We start from the raw sequence: 15043 nt of genomic DNA, 5'->3' as shown, positions 1-15043 counted from the left end.
CGGCACGAGGGAAAACTTGAATCAGGCGACCTGGGTACTGGGCGCCCCATCGAGCAGATGCCGCAGCAAAGCTCGATAGGCGATCACGCCTCGGCTATTGGCCTCGTGACGCGACGGCACCTGTCCGGAACGACTGGCATCGCGCAGGCGGGTATCGATGGGAATGAAGGCCTGCCACAGCTGCTGCGGATAGGTATTGCGCAGCACCTTGAGGGTCCCGATGGACGCCTGGGTGCGGCGGTCGAACAGGGTCGGCACTATGGTGTACGGCAGTGCCTGCTTGCGCGAACGGTTGATCATGGTCAGGGTATTGACCATGCGCTCCAGGCCCTTGAGCGCAAGGAACTCGGTCTGGGTCGGGATCACCAGGTGCTGGCTGGCCGCCAGGGCATTGACCATCAGCACGCCGAGCAGCGGCGGGCTGTCGATCAGCACGTGATCGAAGTCGTTCCACAGCTGCGCCAGGCTCTTGGAAATGACCAGGCCCAGGCCGCTCTGGCCGGGCGATTGACGCTCCAGGGTCGCCAGCGCGGTGCTGGACGGCAGCATCGACAGCTGCGGATGACTGGTGGGCAGCAGCAGCCGCTTCGGCAGCCCCTCGGGCACCTGACCGCCGTGCTGGAACAGATCGAAGACACTGTGCTCGAGGCTATCCGGATCCTGGCCGAAATAGCTGGTCAGCGAGCCATGGGGATCGAGATCCACCAGCAGAACGCGCTTGCCCTCATCGCCGAGCAACCCGGCGAGGGCGACGGTGGTGGTGGTCTTGCCTACCCCACCCTTCTGATTGGCGACAGCCCAGACTCTCATGTGCAGACTTCCTCCCGACGACACGACCAGCCGGGTCAAGGTACCGGCGTAGCGGCCGGCGACGAAGATTTGACGGGCGCCGCCACGGGCGCCGATTCTCCAGGGGATGCTGCAGATTGTGTGCCAGTCGACGAATTTTGCAAGGTGCTCTGCGGGCGGAACAGGTTGAGATTACGCGAGATCAGCAGGACCACCCGCCGGTTGCGCGCCCGACCGGCCTCGCTGTTGTTGTCCACCACCGGCTGGTAGGCGCCGTAGCCCACCACGGCCAGCCGCTGCGGGGCGATGCCGTTACCGATTAGCAGCCGCACGATGCTGGCCGCCCGGGCCGCGGAAAGCTCCCAGTTGGTGGGATAGAGCGCCGTGCTGATGGGCCGGTCGTCGGTGTAGCCCTGCACCTGGATCGGATTGTTGAAGGGCGCCAGGATCTTGGCCACCTTCTCCAGCAGGCCGAAGGCCGGATTGCTCGGCAGGGCATCGCCGCTGGCGAAGAGCAGGTTGGAGCTCAGCTCGATCTCCAGCCACATCTCGCTGGCCTTGATGTTCAGTTGGTCACCGGCGATGAGGTCGCCGAAGGTCGCCCGCATGCTTTCGGCGATCTGCTGCAGGGGATCGCCCGCCGATTTGCTGGCGCTATGCTCGGCGTTGGTCTCCACCGCCGTGGGGCTCGCCCCGGTCGGGCGCTGATCACCGATGGGAATGGGTTTGATCGAACGCTCCGGCTGGCTGAAGATGCCCGAGAGGCTGTCCGAGAGCACCTTGTACTTGCTCTCGTTCAACGAGGAGATGGAATACATCACCACGAAGAAGGCGAACAGCAGGGTGATGAAGTCCGCATAGGAAACCAGCCAGCGCTCGTGGTTCTCGTGCTCTTCGTGACGGCGGCGGCGAGGCATGCGACGTCCTCTACTCCAGGAAACCTTGCAGCTTCATTTCGATGGAACGGGGATTTTCGCCTTCGCCGATGGACATCAGTCCCTCCAGCAACATTTCCCGATAGCGCGACTGCTGCAGGGTTAGCGCCTTGAGCTTGTTGCCGATGGGGAGCAGCAACAGGTTGGCGAAGCCGACGCCGTAGATGGTGGCGACGAAGGCCACGGCGATGCCGCTGCCCAGCTGCGAGGGGTCGGCCAGATTCTGCATGACGTGGATCAAGCCCATGACCGCGCCGATGATGCCGATGGTGGGCGAGTAGCCGCCCATGGCTTCGAAGACCTTGGCGGCCGCGAGGTCGCGATCCTCCTGGCCGTAGAGATCCACCTCCAGGGTGCTGCGCAGGGCTTCCGGCTCGGTGCCGTCCACCAGCAATTGCAGGCCCTTGGCGGCATAGGGGTCGACTTCCCGAGCCACCAGCGGCTCCAGCCCCAACAGGCCTTCTTTACGCGCCACGGTACTCCAGTTGACCACCTTGCGGATGCCACCGGTCATGTCCAGTGGTGGGGGCGTGAAGACCCATACCAGCATGCTCAGAGCGCGGCGCAGTACCGGCAGACGGGTCTGCAACAGGACCGCCCCCAGGGTGCCACCCACCACGATCAGCGCCGCCGGGCCATTGGCCAGGGCGCCGAAGGACCCGCCCTCGAGCAGATTGCCACCCATGATGGCGGTGAACGCCAGCAGGATGCCGATGAGACTCAGCACATCCACGCTCAAGCGCCTTCTCGCGAGCTCAGGCCTGCCGTCACGAACAGGCCTCGCTCAGATGCCTACCGATGTCGTCCAGGCCATAGATGGCATCGGCCAGGTTGGCCTTGGCGATGGCCATGGGCATGCCGTAGATGACGCAGCTGGCTTCGTCCTGGGCCCAGACCTGGCTGCCGGCCTGCTTGAGCATTCGCGCGCCTTCGCGGCCATCGGCGCCCATGCCGGTCAGCACCACGGCCAGTACCTTGTCGGCGTAGGCCTTGGCCGCGGAACCGAAGGTCACGTCGACGCAGGGTTTGTAGTTCAGGCGTTCGTCGCCGGGCAGGATCTTCACCATGCCACGACCGTCCACCATCATCTGCTTGCCACCGGGTGCCAGGAGCGCCAGGCCCGGCCGCAGCTGGTCGCCGTCCTCGGCTTCCTTGACGCTGATGCGACAGAGCTTGTCCAGGCGTTCGGCGAAGGCCTTGGTGAAGGCCGCCGGCATGTGCTGGATGAGCACCAGGGGCGCCGGGAAATTGGCTGGCAGTTGGGTGAGCACCCGTTGCAGCGCCACCGGACCACCGGTGGAGGTGCCGATGGCCACCAGTCGATAGTGCTTGCGCTTGGGCGGGGGCGACGCGGGACTGGCCGGCGCCTGGGCGGCACCCGCGGGAGCCGGTGCCGGACGCGCCGCCGAACGCGCACTGGCCGGCGCGTTCGCCGCCGGAGCCGGCGTGGCGGGCGCGACACTGGGCGCCACGGCGAAGCGCCGATTGGAGCGAGCGATGTGGTGGATCTTCTCGCACAGCAGCTTCTGCACGCTGGCCGGATTGCGCGAGATGTCCTCGAAGTTCTTCGGCAGGTAGTCCACCGCGCCGGCATCCAGGGCATCCAGGGTGACCCGGGCGCCTTCATGAGTGAGCGAGGAGAACATCAGTACCGGCGTCGGACACTTCTGCATGATGTGACGGACGGCGGTGATGCCATCCATCATCGGCATCTCGTAGTCCATGGTGATGACATCGGGGCGTAGCGCCAGGGCCTGATCGACCCCTTCACGTCCGTTGCTGGCCGTGCCCACCACCGAGATGTTGGGGTCGGCCGCTAGGATTTCCTTGAGCCGACGCCGGAAGAAGCCGGAATCGTCCACCACCAGTACTTTTACCGGCATACGTTGAAACTCCTAACCTGGGGCGGCGCAGGCCACCCGAAGGCACCGGCCCTCAGGGACCGGTGCCGCTCGTGCCGTGTCGGCTCAAAGCCCGCGACGGGCGTAACGCTTGAGCATGCTGGGCACATCAAGGATGAGCGCGATGCGGCCATCGCCGGTGATGGTGGCGCCGGACATGCCGGGCGTGCCTTGCAGCATCTTGCCCAGCGGCTTGATGACGACCTCTTCCTGGCCTACCAGTTGATCGACCACGAAGCCAATCCGCTGGGTGCCGACCGAGAGGATCACCACGTGCCCTTCCCCCTGCTCGACATGGGCCGCATCGGGCACCAGCCAGCGCTTGAGGTAGAACAGCGGCAGCGCCTTGTCGCGCACTACCACCACTTCCTGGCCGTCCACCACGTTGGTGCGAGACAGGTCGAGGTGGAAGATCTCGTTGACGTTGACCAGCGGGAAGGCGAAGGCCTGGTTGCCCAGCATCACCATCAGCGTCGGCATGATCGCCAGGGTCAGGGGCACCTTGATGACGATCTTGGAGCCCTGGCCCTTGGTGGAGTAGACGTTGAGGGTGCCATTGAGCTGGCTGATCTTGGTCTTGACCACGTCCATGCCCACGCCGCGCCCGGAGATGTCGGAAATCTCGGACTTGGTGGAGAAGCCCGGGGCGAAGATCAGGTTGAAGCACTCAGTCTCGGTCAGGCGATCGGCCGCATCGCGGTCGAGCAGGCCCTTCTCCACCGCCTTGTTGCGCAGCAGGTCCGCGTCCATGCCCTTGCCGTCATCGGAGATCGACAGGAGGATGTGATCGCCTTCCTGCTCGGCGGAGAGCACCACGCGCCCGGCGCGGGACTTGCCGTTCTCTTCACGCTCGGCGGGACCTTCGATGCCATGGTCGACCGCGTTGCGCACCAGGTGCACCAGCGGATCAGCCAGAGCCTCGACCAGGTTCTTGTCCAGGTCGGTCTCTTCCCCAACCAACTCCAGGTTGATCTCTTTCTTCAGGCTGCGCGCCAGGTCGCGGACCAGACGCGGGAAGCGACCGAAGACCTTCTTGATCGGCTGCATCCGGGTCTTCATGACCGAGGTCTGCAGATCGGCGGTAACCACGTCGAGGTTGGACACGGCCTTGGCCATGGCCTCGTCGCCGCTGTTCAGGCCGAGGCGTACCAGGCGGTTACGCACCAGCACCAGTTCGCCGACCATGTTCATGATCTCGTCCAGCCGTGCAGTATCGACCCGGACGGTGGTTTCCGCCTCGCTGGTAGGACGCTCCCCGGCCGCCGCGGCAGGCGCCGGTGCAGCAGGCTTGGGCGGCTCGGCCGCAACCGGCGCCGGTTTCGCCACGGGCGCAGGAGTCGGCGTGGGCGCGACAGCTGCAGGCGCAGCGGCCACGGGTGAGGCTACCGGCTCGGCGGCCACGGCGGGGCCATTGAACTTGCCTTTGCCGTGCAACTCGTCGAGCAGCGATTCGAATTCGTCATCGGTGATCTCGTCACCGGCAGCCACAGCTGGCGTGGCTGCCGCCGCCACGGGCGCAGGCGCCTCGGCGGTGGCGAACTTGCCCTTGCCGTGCAACTCGTCGAGCAGGGCTTCGAATTCGTCGTCGGAAATGTCGTCGCCAGCGGCAGCAGCCGGTGCCGGCGCGGCAACGGTCGCAGCAGGCGCCGGCGCTTCGCTGAATTTGCCCTTGCCGTGCAGTTGATCGAGCAGGGCTTCGAATTCGTCGTCGGTGATGTCTTCGCCGCCGGCGGCGCTGGGCGCTGCCACGTCGGGCGCACGCTCGGCACTCGGCTCACCGCCCAGGGCGTCGAGCAGATTCTGGAAGTCGGCATCGCTCAGCTCCGGCTCGGCAGCCTCGGCAGCCGCAGGCGGCGGTGCCGGCGCTGCGACCGGAGCGGCGACCACCGGCTCAGGCACGGGAGCGGCAGCGGGCGCACTGCCCGCCGGCTCGGCCAGACGGGCCAGGGCAGCGAGCAGCTCGGGCGAAGCCGGTTGGGGCTCCTCCCGCTCACGCACCCGACCGAACATTTCGTTGACGGAATCCAGGGCTTGCAGCACCACGTCCATCAGTTCGGCATCCACGCGGCGTTCGCCCTTGCGCAGGATGTCGAAAACGTTTTCCGCGATATGGCAGCACTCGACCAGCGTATGGAGCTGCAGGAAACCGGCACCGCCCTTTACGGTATGGAAGCCACGGAAAATGGCGTTCAGCAAATCCATGTCGTCCGGACGGCTTTCCAGCTCGACCAATTGTTCAGACAACTGTTCGAGAATCTCGCCGGCCTCAACCAGGAAATCCTGGAGGATTTCTTCATCGGCGTCGAAGCTCATTCCTGCACTCCCCAAGAGGGTCTGGGTCAGAAGCCCAGACTGGATAGAAGATCGTCGACGTCGACCTGATCGGCCACGACGTCTTCACGCTTATCGGCATGAATCTGTGGACCTTCACCCTTCATCGTCTTTTCTTTTCGGTTTTGTTCGATCAATGCGCTGTGATCGTGGCTGAAGCCGGTGTAGCGGTCGACCTGGCTGGCCATCATCACCAGCTTGACGAGGTCTTTCTCGATCTGCCCGACGAGATTGACCACCCGCTTGATCACCTGCCCAGTGAGATCCTGGTAATCCTGCGCGAGGAGGATGTCGTTGAGCTTGGCCGACAGTTGTCCGGCACTGCTCTCGCTGTGGCTGAGAAAGGCGTCCACGCGCTTAGCGAGCTCGCGGAATTCGTCCGGGCCCATCTCACGGCGCATGAATTTCTTCCAGTCGGCGTGTACCGCCCGGGCTTCGTCGCCGAAGTTACCCACCAGCGGCGCGCTTTCCTCCACCAGATCCATGGTCCGGTTGGCGGCGTTCTCGGTCATCTTCACCACGTAGGAGAGACGATCGGTGGCATCGCTGATCTGGGAGACTTCCTCGCCGGCCATGCCGCGCGGATCGATCTCGAAGTTGACGATGGCATTGTGCAGTTCGCGGGTCAGCTTGCCGACTTCCTGGTAGAGACCCCGATCGCGAATCTGGTTGAGCTCGTTGATGACTTGCACGGCCTGGGCGAAGTCGCCGCCTTCCAGGCATTTCACCAGCTCTTGGGCATGCTGTTTTAGAACCGACTCGAAGTCGCTGAAGCCTTTGTTGCCAAGCTGATCCATAACGTCCCCGCGGCTTTCTTCAGCCGTTCACCCGCTCGAAGATCTTGTCGATCTTTTCTTTCAGCACCTGGGCGGTGAAAGGCTTGACCACATAGCCGTTCACGCCGGCCTGAGCGGCCTCGATGATCTGCTCGCGCTTGGCTTCGGCGGTAACCATCAGCACCGGCAGGGTCTTCAGACGCGCATCGGCGCGAACCTGACGCAGCAGATCGATCCCGGTCATGCCGGGCATGTTCCAGTCGGTAACGAGAAAATCGAAGTTGCCGCTCTGCAGCATCGGCAGTGCGGTGTTGCCGTCGTCCGCTTCGGCAGTGTTGGTGAATCCCAGATCACGCAGCAAATTCTTGATGATCCGTCTCATCGTGGAAAAATCGTCCACGATGAGGATTTTCATGTTCTTGTCCAAGTCGACCTCCGTCCTAATCCGCACACACGCCGTGAAGCGCGCCTAAGCAATCGTAGTAGCCTGAGTACCAGCCCGTTAACGCGAACGCCAATCCGCCAGCCGAGCCCGCAGGCGCGCCGCGCATTGACTGTGGAGCTGACAGACCCGGGATTCGCTCACTCCCAGTACCTCGCCGATTTCCTTGAGGTTGAGTTCCTCGTCGTAATACAGCGAGAGCACCAGGCGTTCACGCTCCGGAAGATTGGCGATGGCGTCGGCCAGGGCCTTGCGGAAGCGCTCGTCCTCCAGACCGCGACCGGGTTCGAGTTCATGCGAACCGCTCTCCTCGAGCCCATGCTCACCACCCTCCATGAGGTCGTCGAAGCTGAACAGGCGACTCCCCATGGTGTCGCCAAGGATGCCGTAGTACTCATCCAGACTCAATTTAAGTTCGGCCGCGACTTCGGAATCTTTAGCGTCGCGACCGGTGCGCGCTTCTACCGCCCGAATGGCATCGGTGACCATGCGCGTGTTGCGATGGACCGAACGCGGTGCCCAGTCGCCCTTGCGCACCTCGTCGAGCATGGCGCCGCGGATACGGATGCCGGCGTAGGTCTCGAAGCTCGCCCCTTTGCCGGAATCGTATTTGCGTGAGGCCTCCAGCAGGCCGATCATGCCGGCCTGCATCAGGTCTTCGACCTGCACGCTGGCGGGCAACCGCGCCAGGAGGTGGTAGGCGATGCGTTTCACCAACGGCGCGTAGCGGTTGATGAGCTGCTCCTGCTCGGTCCGTTCGGAAGTTTTGCTGTACATGCGAAGCCCGCTGGATGCTGTCATGCGTGGGTACCGGTGGCTGGTTGCACGAGTCGCTCGACGAAAAACTCGAGGTGTCCGCGCGGGTTGGCCGGCAGCGGCCAGCCATCGACTTTCTGTGCGACCGCGCGGAAGGCCAGCGAGGCCTTGGCGCGGGGGAACGCTTCGAACACGGGGCGCTGTTTCTGTACGGCCTTGCGCACCGCTTCGTCGAACGGAATGGCGCCCACGTATTGCAGGGCGACATCCAGGAACCTGTCGGTCACCTTGGTCAGCTTAGCAAAGAGATTGCGACCTTCCTGGGGCGTCAGCGCCATGTTCGCCAGCACCCGGAAACGGGTGACGCCATGGTCGCGATTGAGCAGCTTGATCAGGGCGTAGGCATCGGTGATGGAGGTAGGTTCGTCGCACACCACCACCAGGACTTCCTGGGCGGCGCGAACGAAGCTGACCACCTGGTCGCCGATGCCGGCAGCGGTATCGACGATGAGCACATCGAGGTTTTCGCTGATGTCGCTGAAGGCCTGAATCAGGCCGGCGTGCTGGGCCGGCGTGAGGTTGACCATCGCCTGGGTGCCGGAGGCCGCCGGGACTATACGAATGCCACCGGGACCTTGCAGCAGCACGTCGCGCAGGTCGCATTCACCAGAGATGACATCGGCCAGGGTGCGCTTGGGCGACAGGCCCAGGAGAACGTCGATGTTGGCAAGGCCCAGGTCGGCGTCGAGCAGCATGACGCGCCGCCCGATATCGGCCAGGGCCAAGGCCAGGTTGACCGACACATTGGTCTTGCCGACACCGCCTTTACCGCCCGTGACCGCTATGACTTGGACGGGATGCATGCTACCCATTGCCTGATACCTTTGATTGAAATCCGTCACACTTTAGACCAAGTGCATTTGGCGTGCCCAGGCATGCGATGCACGTATACCGTTCGTCTGCGCTAGCCGGCTCGGCGGGCGGCGTTTTGATACAGGCCGGCGAACATGCCCGCCATGGTTTCTTCGCTCGGCTCCTCGGGCGCCTGCAGGCTCACCGCGCGGCTCACCAGTTGGTGGCTGCGCGCCGGGTGCAGGTCGTCCGGTATGCGCGGACCGTCGGCGATGTAGGCCACCGGCAGGCGCTGGCTGATGGCCAGGCCCAGGGCTTCGCCAAGACTGGCGGCTTCGTCCAGCTTGGTCAGCACGCAGCCGCTGAGGCCGCACCGGCGGTAGCTGTGGTAGGCCGCCTTGAGCACCTGGCTCTGGCTGGTGACGCCGAGCACCAGGTAGTTGCGAATCTTCAACTGACGGTTTGCCAGCGCTTCGAGCTGCACCTTGAGCGCCGGATCATTGGCGGGCATGCCCGCGGTATCGATCAGCACCAGGCGCTTGCGCGCCAGGGGGGCCAGGGCCTGCGCCAGGGACTGGCCCGGGTCGACCAGGGTCACCGGCACGTCGAGGATACGACCCAGGGTCTTGATCTGCTCCTGGGCGCCGATGCGGAAGCTATCCATGCTGACCAGCGCCAGGCTTTGCGGACCGTACTTGAGCACGTAGGCAGCGGCGAGCTTGGCCAGGGAAGTGGTCTTGCCCATGCCGGCCGGACCGACGAAGGCGACGATGCCGCCCTCCTCCAGGATCTTTGCATCGGTGGTCTTGGCCAGTTGGGCGAAGTTGGCCAGCAGCATGCGCCAGGCATGGCGCGGGTCCTGGATCTTGGCCACGCTGTCGAGCAGGTGACGGGCCAGTTCGGCCGGCAGGCCCATGCGCTGCAGACGGCGCCAGAGGCCGGCCTGCTGCGGACGGGTCGACTGTACCTGGGTCCAGGCCATGGAACCGAGCTGGACTTCCAGCAGTTCACGCAGGCCACTCAGCTCGCTGCGCATGGCGTCCAGGGCGCGACGATCGTCCGGCGCGGCGCTGGCGGCCGGAGCGGCAGCAGGCTGGGGCGCGCGCGGCGGCGCGATCACCGGCTCGCGACGGCTGTCGGCGGCGCTGATGGCACCGAGCAGTTGCTTGTCCTTGGGCGCGGCGGTGGGTACCCCCGGCGCACGGATGCTGAGGTCGGCATGGGCCTGGGCGATCTTCGCGTGGGTCTTGCGCAGCTCCGCCTGCAACTCGGCGTTGGGCGCAGCCGGTGCCGGTGCCTGGTAGTCCAGCGCGGCGGTCAGCTCGACCCCGCCAGCGACCCGACGGTTGCTGAGGATGGCAGCGTCCGGGCCCAGTTCGTCGCGTACCAGCTTCATGGCTTGACGCATATCGGCGGCGAAGAAACGTTTGACTTGCATGATCTAGACCTCAGCCATTCTGGCCAACGGTAGCGACGATGGTGACCTGCTTGTTGTCCGGAATTTCCTGGTAGGCCAGCACACTCATGTTCGGAGCTGCCATCCGGGCGAAGCGGGACATCATCCCGCGGATCGCACCGGCCACCAGCAGCACCACTGGCTTACCCATCATTTCCTGACGCTGCGCCGCCTCGATGAGGGAACGCTGCAGTTTTTCCGCCATGCCAGGCTCGAGGAACATGCCGTCCTCGGCGCCTTGACCGGCCTTCTGCATACTGTTTAGCAACATCTGTTCCAACCTTGGCTCAAGGGTGATAACAGGCAGCTCAGGCTCCATTCCTACGATGTTCTGGACGATTGCACGGGACAGGGCGACCCGCACGGCGCCGGCGATGGCGGCGGGATCTTGACTCCGCGGACCGACGTTGGCGATGGCTTCGGCGATGGTGCGGATGTCGCGGACCGGCACCTGCTCCTGCAGCAGCTGCTGGAGGATCTTGAGCAGGGTCGACAGGGACACGATGCCGGGCACCAGCTCCTCGGCCAGCTTGGGCGAACTCTTGGCCAGCACCTGCAGCAATTGCTGGACTTCCTCGTGGCCGATCAGCTCATGGGCGTGCTTGAAGAGGATCTGGTTGAGGTGGGTGGCGACCACCGTGCTGGCGTCGACCACGGTGTAGCCGAGGGACTGGGCCTGGTCACGCTGGGTGACGTCGATCCAGACGGCCTCCAGACCGAATGCCGGATCCTTGGCGGCCACGCCGTTGAGGGTGCCATAGACCTGACCGGGGTTGATGGCCAGCTCACGGTCGGGATAGATCTCGGCCTCGGCCACGCTCACGCCCATAAGAGTCAGACGATAGGCATTGGGCAGCAGGTCTAGGTTGTCGCGGATATGGACCGAGGGCATGAGGAAGCCGAGGTCCTGGGAGAGCTTCTTGCGCACGCCCTTGATCCGCGCCAGCAGTTGGCCACCCTGGTTGCGATCGACCATGGGGATCAGGCGATAGCCGACTTCCAGGCCGACCATGTCCACCGGGGTCACGTCGTCCCAGCCCAGTTCCTTGGCTTCGGCGGGGCGCTGCACGGGGGCCAGGTCCTGCTGCTTCTTGGCTTCGACCTCGGCGGTCTGCTTGGCCTGACGCTGACGCTTGTAGATCAGCCAGGCGCCGGCGGCGGCAGCGCCACCCAGGCCGAGGAACGGCAGGTGCGGCATGCCCGGCACCAGGCCCATGGCGATGATGATGAAGGCCGAGACTGCCAGCGCCTTGGGCGAGGCGAACATCTGACGATTGACCTGCTGACCCATGTCCTCAGCGGAGGACACACGAGTCACCATGATGGCCGCGGCGACCGACAGCAGCAGCGAGGGGACCTGGGCAACCAGGCCGTCACCGATGGTCAGCAGGGCGTAGATGCGCGCCGCTTCGCCGAACGGCAGGCCGTGCTGGGCCATGCCGATGGCCATGCCGCCGATGAGGTTGATGAAGAGGATCAGCAGGCCGGCGATGGCGTCACCGCGGACGAACTTGCTGGCACCGTCCATGGAGCCGTAGAAGTCGGCTTCCTGGCCCACTTCGGTCCGACGCTTCTTGGCTTCGGCCTGATCGATGATGCCGGCGTTGAGGTCGGCGTCGATGGCCATCTGCTTGCCGGGCATGGCGTCCAGGGTGAAACGGGCCGACACCTCGGAGATACGGCCGGCACCCTTGGTCACCACCACGAAGTTGATGATCATGAGGATGGCGAAGACCACCGCACCGACCACGTAGTTGCCGCCGACTACCACCTCGCCGAAGGCCTGGATGACCTTGCCCGCGGCGTCGTGGCCGTCCTGGCCGTGCAGCAGCACCACGCGGCTGGAGGCCACGTTCAGCGCCAGGCGCAGCAGGGTCGAGACCAGCAGGATGGTCGGGAAGACCGCGAAATCCAGCGGCCGCAAGGCGTAGACGCTGACCAGCAGGACCACGATCGACAGGGCGATGTTGAAGGTGAACAGCACGTCCAGCAGGAACGGCGGCATCGGCAGGGTCATCATGGCGAGCATCGCCAGGACGGCCAGCGGCACACCCAGGTTGCCACGAGCCAGACCGCGCATGTTGCCCATCATCAGGGATTTGTCGACTTTCACGCCCATTCCTCGCTTGCCGGCGCCGTCGTCACGGAAAGTTGACGCAGCGCACTGTTCGCAGGGGCTTGAGCAAGCTCCGGGCCAACTGCTCAACGTCTTGAAAAAGCGAGGTTTTCGGCAAGGGCCGACAGGCCCGGTAACGGATCGCCGAGAGGCTGCGGTGAACCGCACGAGAAAGGCACGGGTCTGTCTAGGGACCGCGCTAGCGCGCCTATCCGAGGAACAAGACCATGAAAACCATCTGGACCGCGACGCTGTTGACGGCCTGCCTGGCAGGCACTGCCCAGGCCGCCGAATCCCTCACCATTCCGCTGAACAAGGTCACCACCGAGGGCGTGGGTGAAAGCGTCGGCAGCGTGCAGGTGACCCGCTCCAAGTACGGCCTGGTCTTCACCCCCGACCTCAAGGGCCTGGAGCCCGGCATCCATGGCTTCCACGTGCATACCAAGCCCAACTGCGGCCCGGCGGAGGTGAATGGCACCCTGACCGCAGGAGGTGCCGCGGGGGCCACCTCGATCCGCGCAACACCGGCAAGCACAGCGCGCCCTGGTCGGACGACGGCCACCTGGGTGAGCTGCCGGCGCTCTACGTGACCGCCGACGGCCAGGCCACCCAACCGGTGCTGGCACCGCGGCTGAAGCGTCTGGAGGAGCTCAAGGGCCATGCCCTGATGGTGCATGCCGGTGGCGACAACTACTCCGACCAGCCCAAGCCCCTGGGCGGTGGCGGCGCGCGCGTCGCCTGCGGTGTGATCAAGTAGCCGGCTTGCCCTGCTCGTCCCGCCGCAGGTCCGACGGGATGGGCAGATCGGCCAGCTTGGGCTTGCGCCCGCGCCCGGCGCGGAATTGCCTGAGCTGGTAGACGTAGGCCAGTACCTGGGCCACGGCCACGTAGAGACCGGCCGGGATCTCCTGGTCTACCTCGGTGGAGAAATATACCGCCCGCGCGAGGCCAGGCGACTCCAGCAAGGACACCTTGTGCTCCTGGGCGATCTCGCGAATCTTCAGGGCAGTGAAATCGCTGCCCTTGGCCACCAGGATCGGCGCCCCGCCCTTGGCCGCGTCGTACTTCAGCGCCACGGCGAAATGGGTCGGGTTGGTGATGACCACATCGGCGTTGGGCACCTCCGCCATCATCCGCCGCTGTGCCATCTGCCGCTGCATCTGGCGGATCTTGCCCTTGACCTCGGGCTTGCCCTCACTGTCCTTGTACTCGTCCTTGATCTCCTGCTTGGTCATCATCAGCTTCTTGCGGTTGCTGAAGATCTGGAAAGGCACGTCCACGGCGGCGATGATTAGCAGCCCCAGGGCCAGCAGCAGGGTGGCGTGCCCGACCACCTGCATGCTGTGCAGCAGCGCCTGCTCCAGCGGCAGCTTGGCGATCTGCAGCAGGGCCGTCCGCTCGCTCATCAGCACCAGCACCGACACCCCGAGGATGATGCAGAACTTGCCCAAGGCCTTGAGCAATTCCACCAGGGAGTTCTTGGAAAACATCCGGGCGATGCCGGACAGCGGGTTCATCCGGCTCGCCTTGGGCGCCAGTACCTTGCCGGAGAACAGGAAGCCGCCCAGGGCGATGTGGCCAACGATGGCGGCGATCACCACCAGCACGATCATCGGCATCATGCCCACCATGGCCGCCTTGCCCGAGGCCAGCAGAAAGGTGCCCATGAAGCGCTCGTCCATCACCTCCTCGCGGCGCAGGGAGAAATTGGCGCGCATCACCTCCAGCAGCTTGCCGCCGAGGAAGGCGCCGTACATGAGCAGGCCGCCCACGCCGGAGAGCATGACCGCCACGGTGCCGAGTTCGCGTGAGCGCGGGAGCTGACCCTCCTCCCGAGACTCACGCTTGCGTTTGTCTGTGGGGTCTTCTGTACGGTCTTCGCCATCGGATTCAGCCATGCGGCATACCTCCTAGCGGGCTCGGGCGAGTTCGCGCAGCCATTGCAGCGCCTCGCTGGCGAGACTTTCGTAGTGGGAAAGGATGTCGGCGGTGCCGAGCCAGACGATGACCATGCCCAGCACCACGATCAGCGGCATGCCGACGGAGAAGATGTTCAGTTGGGGCGCGGCGCGGGTCATGATGCCGAAGGCGATGTTGACCACCAGCAGCGCGGTGATCGCCGGCAATACCAGCAGGATGCCCGCACCCAGTACCCAGCCCAGGCGCCCAGCCACCTGCTGGAAATGCTCGACACTCAGGGTGTCGCCCACCGGCAGGGTGATGAAGCTTTCCGCGAGGATCTCGAAGACGACCAGGTGGCCGTTCATGGCGAGGAACAGCAGGGTCACCAGCATGGTGAAGAATTGTCCCATCACCGGCGCCGAGGCACCGTTGACCGGATCGATCATGGACGCGAAGCTCAGGCCCGCCTGGGTCGAGATGATCTGCCCCGCCACCACGAAGACATGGAAGAACAGTTGCAGGCTGAAGCCCATCACCGCGCCGATGAGGATCTGCTCGACGATCAGCGGCAAGGCCTGGACGCTGATGGCGTCTACCTGGGGCATGGGTGGCAGCGTGGGGACCAGCACCAGGCTCAACGCCAGTGCCAGGTACATCCGCACCCGCACCGGGACCAGGGTGGTGCCGATGATCGGCATGGTCATCAACAGCGCCGCGATGCGGAACAACGGAAAGAGGAAGCTGCCGACCCAGCCGCCGATCTGGGCGTTGCTGAGCTCGAGCATCG

General features: G+C 64.9%; 13 protein-coding genes and 1 pseudogene. 1 reads left to right on the top strand and 13 read right to left on the bottom strand.

Annotated features, from left to right (window positions below):
- Nucleotides 1-21: 21 nt before the first annotated feature.
- The 11 genes from QZ471_RS01970 to flhA all read right to left on the bottom strand — a co-directional run bounded on the left by QZ471_RS01970 (nucleotide 22) and on the right by flhA (nucleotide 12357).
- Nucleotides 22-810 carry a ParA family protein gene (locus QZ471_RS01970; protein WP_295460642.1) on the bottom strand — a complete coding sequence of 263 codons (789 nt, stop codon included), beginning with the start codon at nucleotides 808-810 and terminating at the stop codon, nucleotides 22-24.
- Nucleotides 811-845: 35 nt separating this feature from the next.
- Complete coding sequence (gene motD, locus QZ471_RS01965; RefSeq protein WP_295460641.1) at nucleotides 846-1706, bottom strand: flagellar motor protein MotD; 861 nt, start codon at nucleotides 1704-1706, stop codon at nucleotides 846-848.
- A gap of 10 nt (nucleotides 1707-1716) precedes the next feature.
- On the bottom strand, nucleotides 1717-2457 hold the full coding sequence (locus QZ471_RS01960) for a flagellar motor protein (protein ID WP_295460678.1): 741 nt from the start codon (nucleotides 2455-2457) through the stop codon (nucleotides 1717-1719).
- Nucleotides 2458-2491: 34 nt separating this feature from the next.
- Nucleotides 2492-3607, bottom strand: coding sequence for a chemotaxis response regulator protein-glutamate methylesterase (locus QZ471_RS01955; protein ID WP_295460640.1), 1116 nt, complete (start codon nucleotides 3605-3607; stop codon nucleotides 2492-2494).
- An 84-nt stretch (nucleotides 3608-3691) separates the two neighbouring features.
- Entirely contained in the window at nucleotides 3692-5938 is a 2247-nt protein-coding gene (locus QZ471_RS01950) for a chemotaxis protein CheA (RefSeq protein WP_295460639.1), read from the bottom strand.
- Between the two features lie 26 nt (nucleotides 5939-5964).
- A complete protein-coding gene (locus QZ471_RS01945) occupies nucleotides 5965-6753 on the bottom strand; it encodes a protein phosphatase CheZ (protein ID WP_295460638.1) in 789 nt (262 codons plus the stop codon).
- Between the two features lie 19 nt (nucleotides 6754-6772).
- Complete coding sequence (locus tag QZ471_RS01940) at nucleotides 6773-7147, bottom strand: chemotaxis response regulator CheY (protein ID WP_169853335.1); 375 nt, start codon at nucleotides 7145-7147, stop codon at nucleotides 6773-6775.
- A gap of 87 nt (nucleotides 7148-7234) precedes the next feature.
- Nucleotides 7235-7975: an RNA polymerase sigma factor FliA gene (gene fliA / locus QZ471_RS01935; RefSeq protein ID WP_295460637.1), complete on the bottom strand. Its 741-nt coding sequence runs from the start codon at nucleotides 7973-7975 to the stop codon at nucleotides 7235-7237.
- The gene (gene fleN, locus QZ471_RS01930; protein ID WP_295460636.1) at nucleotides 7972-8802 is read right to left on the bottom strand and encodes a flagellar synthesis regulator FleN; all 831 of its coding nucleotides are present in this window, start codon (nucleotides 8800-8802) and stop codon (nucleotides 7972-7974) included. The genes fliA and fleN overlap by 4 nt, the downstream gene beginning before the upstream one ends.
- Nucleotides 8803-8894: 92 nt before the next feature.
- A complete protein-coding gene (gene flhF, locus QZ471_RS01925) occupies nucleotides 8895-10220 on the bottom strand; it encodes a flagellar biosynthesis protein FlhF (protein ID WP_295460635.1) in 1326 nt (441 codons plus the stop codon).
- Between the two features lie 10 nt (nucleotides 10221-10230).
- On the bottom strand, nucleotides 10231-12357 hold the full coding sequence (gene flhA / locus QZ471_RS01920) for a flagellar biosynthesis protein FlhA (RefSeq protein ID WP_295460634.1): 2127 nt from the start codon (nucleotides 12355-12357) through the stop codon (nucleotides 10231-10233).
- A 224-nt stretch (nucleotides 12358-12581) separates the two neighbouring features.
- Between flhA and sodC the strand changes: the two are divergent.
- Nucleotides 12582-13111: pseudogene (gene sodC, locus QZ471_RS01915) on the top strand (superoxide dismutase [Cu-Zn] SodC).
- Here the strand turns inward: sodC and flhB are convergent.
- Complete coding sequence (gene flhB / locus QZ471_RS01910) at nucleotides 13104-14252, bottom strand: flagellar biosynthesis protein FlhB (protein ID WP_295460633.1); 1149 nt, start codon at nucleotides 14250-14252, stop codon at nucleotides 13104-13106. The pseudogene sodC and the gene flhB overlap by 8 nt on opposite strands.
- A 12-nt stretch (nucleotides 14253-14264) precedes the next feature.
- On the bottom strand, nucleotides 14265-15041 hold the full coding sequence (gene fliR / locus QZ471_RS01905) for a flagellar biosynthetic protein FliR (protein WP_295460632.1): 777 nt from the start codon (nucleotides 15039-15041) through the stop codon (nucleotides 14265-14267).
- Between the last annotated feature and the right edge of the window lie 2 nt (nucleotides 15042-15043).

It is taken from the genome of uncultured Pseudomonas sp. (assembly GCF_913774235.1).
GTDB lineage: Bacteria > Pseudomonadota > Gammaproteobacteria > Pseudomonadales > Pseudomonadaceae > Chryseomonas.
The sequence above is the reverse complement of the archived record's forward strand: the minus strand, read 5'-3'. Positions and strand labels throughout refer to the sequence as shown.

Bases quoted from the DNA above. Each gene is read 5' to 3' on its own strand.
- QZ471_RS01970 (WP_295460642.1), bottom strand. From the start codon at position 810: ATGAGAGTCTGGGCTGTCGCCAATCAGAAGGGTGGGGTAGGCAAGACC.
- motD (WP_295460641.1), bottom strand. From the start codon at position 1,706: ATGCCTCGCCGCCGCCGTCACGAAGAGCACGAGAACCACGAGCGCTGG.
- QZ471_RS01955 (WP_295460640.1), bottom strand. From the start codon at position 3,607: ATGCCGGTAAAAGTACTGGTGGTGGACGATTCCGGCTTCTTCCGGCGT.
- QZ471_RS01950 (WP_295460639.1), bottom strand. From the start codon at position 5,938: ATGAGCTTCGACGCCGATGAAGAAATCCTCCAGGATTTCCTGGTTGAG.
- QZ471_RS01945 (WP_295460638.1), bottom strand. From the start codon at position 6,753: ATGGATCAGCTTGGCAACAAAGGCTTCAGCGACTTCGAGTCGGTTCTA.
- QZ471_RS01940 (WP_169853335.1), bottom strand. From the start codon at position 7,147: ATGAAAATCCTCATCGTGGACGATTTTTCCACGATGAGACGGATCATC.
- fliA (WP_295460637.1), bottom strand. From the start codon at position 7,975: ATGACAGCATCCAGCGGGCTTCGCATGTACAGCAAAACTTCCGAACGG.
- fleN (WP_295460636.1), bottom strand. From the start codon at position 8,802: ATGGGTAGCATGCATCCCGTCCAAGTCATAGCGGTCACGGGCGGTAAA.
- flhF (WP_295460635.1), bottom strand. From the start codon at position 10,220: ATGCAAGTCAAACGTTTCTTCGCCGCCGATATGCGTCAAGCCATGAAG.
- flhA (WP_295460634.1), bottom strand. From the start codon at position 12,357: ATGGGCGTGAAAGTCGACAAATCCCTGATGATGGGCAACATGCGCGGT.
- flhB (WP_295460633.1), bottom strand. From the start codon at position 14,252: ATGGCTGAATCCGATGGCGAAGACCGTACAGAAGACCCCACAGACAAA.
- fliR (WP_295460632.1), bottom strand. From the start codon at position 15,041: ATGCTCGAGCTCAGCAACGCCCAGATCGGCGGCTGGGTCGGCAGCTTC.